Genomic DNA, 3665 nt, shown 5'->3' with positions numbered 1-3665 from the left:
GCGATGTTTGTTCAATTTCTTTTACTGTATTTTTTCGAAATTCTGCAGTATATGTTTTAAATTTTTGTTCTTTTCCTGCCATTAAAAAATGCACCTCCTCTAAAAGTTTAGTAAAGTTCTTTTTTAATTTTACTTACTTTTTGGGGTGCAGTCTTGTTTTATCTTTTTTAATAACATCTTCAATGCTATCTTTGTTTTGTTCTTTTTTATGTGTTTTGATAAATCGAATAGTTTCAATAATTAAAACAATTACCCTAAAACCATTAAGCATTGCACCAATAATTACATATGCAGGTCAAGCAATCCCTAATTTAGTTGGTTCTAAAAAACAAATAATAATTCCTGCTATAAAAAACAATGATGAAACTCCAAGTATTTTCAAAAACATAATTACATCTTTAACTTCTACTTTTGGCATAATAACATCTCCTTTCTAATTTTTTATTTTTCTTTCAATATACAATTCTTTAATTTTTACACTATTTGATGTTGATGATAATTTAAATTCACCTTCGGGAAATAATTGAACGGTAATTCAACTACTCGGATTATTTCCATACGATACTCCACTTGCTAATTGACCAGTAAAATTTATATGAGTAATTATAAATAGTTCTACTTCATAACTTGTATAACACCATAAACGATAATAATATTCTGATTTATTAAAATTTTTAATTTTATATCCTTTAGAACCTTGAACAAAATCACTAGTATCTACAACCACTCATTCATTAGGTGTTTTGGGTAAATCTTTTTTCTGTAAATAAAACTTATCTAAATATTTAGTAGCACCTAAGGATACAGTTAAATAAGAAACAAATTTACTATCAACTGTCACATAATTAGCAAATTGTCTAATTTTATGTGGTTTATCAAAAACATTATTCGTCGGAATAATATTTCGTTGGACTAATAAACTTGTTTCTTTGAATGTTGCTTTAATAAATTTAATGTTATTATCAAATTCATTAATAACATATCTTAATTTTTGATTTATTAAAGTAATATTGTCAGCAGTAATCATTAAAAAGTATGCTGTTTTTAATTTTTGATTACTATATTGCAAATTCAAATATCAATTTTTTAAATTTGTTAACTGAGTTTTTTTAAACTCAGTTTTTTCTTTGACTAATAAATTATCAATATTTTTAATTTGTTCATTAAATTCATATGGGGTTTGAATTTTACAAATTTCAAAATCAATATCTATTGTTTTAAAAATACTAGCTAATTTATAAATAGGAGTATCTCGCTCTTGTTGATTATCTAATGATATATCAACCGCTTCAATACGATAAACAATACTAGTTTTATGTTTAAATTTAATAGTATTATTTTCTATTTTTTGAATTTGGCTAATTTTTAAAACATCGTTATTTTGTTTTTTAACAAAAATATATTCGAATGCTGTTCAAACAACATTGTATAGTTTAGTTCCGTTTTTTGTTGGAAACATTAAAATTAAACTTGTTAATCACATAAAAATCGTAATAAGAACACTAGCGATTATTTGATACTTAAATAGAAAAGAAAATATCAACGCTGTAATTAAAAAATCAATTACAATAATTGCAATTTCAACTTTACCAATACCACCAAGAGCATTAGAAATCGTAAAACGAATTTTACTTGCTCGTTTTGTGATAATGCGTGCTTTGTTATCATCCATAATTATTCACTCCCTATGTTATTTAATGCTTCTTGGTTGATTTTAATTGCTGCAAGAATTTTATTTCATTCACCTTGATAAAGATTGATTAAGTACTGTCCTTGTCAAATTTCACTTTTGACATGTATTTTAGCGTCATTATCATATAATCAGATAATATATTTATCATCGGCTTTGATACCAACAGCAAGCGATTTACCACTACGCGAACCGTGAATACATTTTTTACTAATTCACACCGACAAGCCCCTATGTTTGGGAATAGAAAATAAAACGGCCTTTTCGGTTTCGCGTTTTAGTTTTCTGCGTGCCATAATGTTAACTGTTACTCATTTTTTATTATTTGTTTCCATAAACTATATTTCCTTTCTTATCGTTTATATTGCATTGAGTTAATATCTTATTCATTAAAATAACCTTCAATGCGCCACAGGCGATGATTTAAAAACTATTTATCAGTAAATCATTGATTAATTTTTTCACTTGTTTTGTTTTGTTGATTTTTATAATCGCTCGTGAATGCATTTTTAAATTGTGCCTTGGCAATATTTTTAAAACCGTGTTCTTTTGCCCCCGCGTGATATACACGCATTGTACCAACTCCTCGGGCAGTTTTTTTACTTAAATTATAACTGGCACGCACACCGCTTACTGTCAACGCTCCACCAGTCATAAAGGCACTGGTTGCTACTTTCAACCCCATTATGTTACCCATACCATCACTCAACGATGTATTAACGCCCATTAGCGATGATAATAGTTGCGGTGATTTAACAACAACAATACCAAAAGCGAAAATACCTAGTAAGATAAAAATTGGTCTTGATGTTGGTTAAGTCATCTCAAAAACCTGCTTTAAACTATTCTCAAAATAGTCTTAAAATAGGTTTTATTGATAAAGATGAATATATCAAAATTGATGCTTATGAAATAAGTAATTTTAACTTTAAATTACAAGTTCAACAAAATACTACAACCCAAGATAACTCTACAACTTATGTAATGATTGATGAGAAAGATATAGCATTTAATGAAATTTCTAAAAAAGAAAAAGAATTTTTAGAGTCTTATGATTTAAAATTAGTTTCTATTAATGAACCAATTACAGAAGATAATAAAAATAATACTTTTATTATGGAAGAATATAATCGTCCCTATTCACCTGATGGAGTAAACATTATTAAAAGTACTCATTTAGTTAAGGTAACTGATTTTAAATGAAAAAATCAAAATAGTATTCATTTAGTATTACAAAAATCATTACCCGAAGACACAGTATTTAGTGGAATTGAAATTAAATATCCTAAATCTATGTTATTTGGAAATATTAAGTGCTGAGGTAATATTAATGGTGTTTATTCTTATCCACAATCTATTATTCAAAATGCCAATCTAGTACCTTTATTATCAATGCCAATTGAAACAAAACCAAATTTATCAATTTTTCAATATTGATTGAGTAAGAGTTTTTTGCCTTGAAACATTGCTAAAAATTATATTAAAGAAAATGATATTTTAGAATTATTAAACATTGGTGATCATGATCCTAATCCACAAAAACAAGTATTTAATAATGTTCGGATTGCAAGTGGAAAAATAAATCTTGCTGGAACAAGTGCAACATTTCCATCATAAGCACCAAAACCAACATGACCAGAAGGTAGTCAAATAACTATAAAAGATAATGATTATGTCCAAGTAGCAAATTATTCAATAGGTTCTGGGGTTGGTACTCATGATGTTGCAAAATGAGTATCAACATTAGGACAAGACAAAAATAATTATGGTGATGTTGTAATATAGTTTGCTAATGCAAAAGTTTTTGGAAAATCAAAAGAAAGACTGCACCCCAAAAAGTAAGTAAAATTAAAAAAGAACTTTACTAAACTTTTAGAGGAGGTGCATTTTTTAATGGCAGGAAAAGAACAAAAATTTAAAACATATACTGCAGAATTTCGAAAAAATACAGTAAAAGAAATTGAACAAACATCGC

General features: G+C 27.0%; 7 protein-coding genes. 2 read left to right on the top strand and 5 right to left on the bottom strand.

Annotation, left to right across the window (positions count from 1 at the left end; genetic code table 4):
* Window positions 1–133 precede the first annotated feature (133 nt).
* From D9R21_RS04965 to D9R21_RS04950, 4 genes are all read right to left on the bottom strand, one after another.
* Window positions 134–418, bottom strand: a complete 285-nt coding sequence (locus D9R21_RS04965) for a hypothetical protein (RefSeq protein ID WP_126821343.1) — start codon at window positions 416–418, stop codon at window positions 134–136.
* Between the two features lie 15 nt (window positions 419–433).
* Window positions 434–1672: a hypothetical protein gene (locus D9R21_RS04960; protein ID WP_126821342.1), complete on the bottom strand. Its 1239-nt coding sequence runs from the start codon at window positions 1670–1672 to the stop codon at window positions 434–436.
* A gap of 2 nt (window positions 1673–1674) precedes the next feature.
* On the bottom strand, window positions 1675–2025 hold the full coding sequence (locus D9R21_RS04955) for a hypothetical protein (RefSeq protein ID WP_126821341.1): 351 nt from the start codon (window positions 2023–2025) through the stop codon (window positions 1675–1677).
* Between the two features lie 95 nt (window positions 2026–2120).
* Entirely contained in the window at window positions 2121–2375 is a 255-nt protein-coding gene (locus tag D9R21_RS04950; RefSeq protein ID WP_126821340.1) for a hypothetical protein, read from the bottom strand.
* A gap of 1 nt (window position 2376) precedes the next feature.
* Here D9R21_RS04950 and D9R21_RS08555 point away from each other — a divergent pair, with 1 nt between their 5' ends.
* Both D9R21_RS08555 and D9R21_RS04945 read left to right on the top strand, forming a co-directional pair.
* On the top strand, window positions 2377–2508 hold the full coding sequence (locus D9R21_RS08555) for a hypothetical protein (protein ID WP_255416622.1): 132 nt from the start codon (window positions 2377–2379) through the stop codon (window positions 2506–2508).
* Entirely contained in the window at window positions 2498–3307 is an 810-nt protein-coding gene (locus D9R21_RS04945) for a hypothetical protein (protein WP_158613902.1), read from the top strand. The genes D9R21_RS08555 and D9R21_RS04945 overlap by 11 nt, the downstream gene beginning before the upstream one ends.
* A 146-nt stretch (window positions 3308–3453) precedes the next feature.
* Here the strand turns inward: D9R21_RS04945 and D9R21_RS07210 are convergent.
* A partial coding sequence (locus D9R21_RS07210) for a hypothetical protein (protein WP_158613901.1) occupies window positions 3454–3665 on the bottom strand: 212 nt, incomplete at its 5' end.

It is taken from the genome of Spiroplasma endosymbiont of Megaselia nigra (genome assembly GCF_003987485.1).
In the GTDB taxonomy this organism is placed as follows: Bacteria; Bacillota_I; Bacilli_A; order Mycoplasmatales; family Mycoplasmataceae; genus Spiroplasma.
Note: the sequence above shows the minus strand (reverse complement) of the source record. Positions and strands in the feature narration are given on the sequence as shown.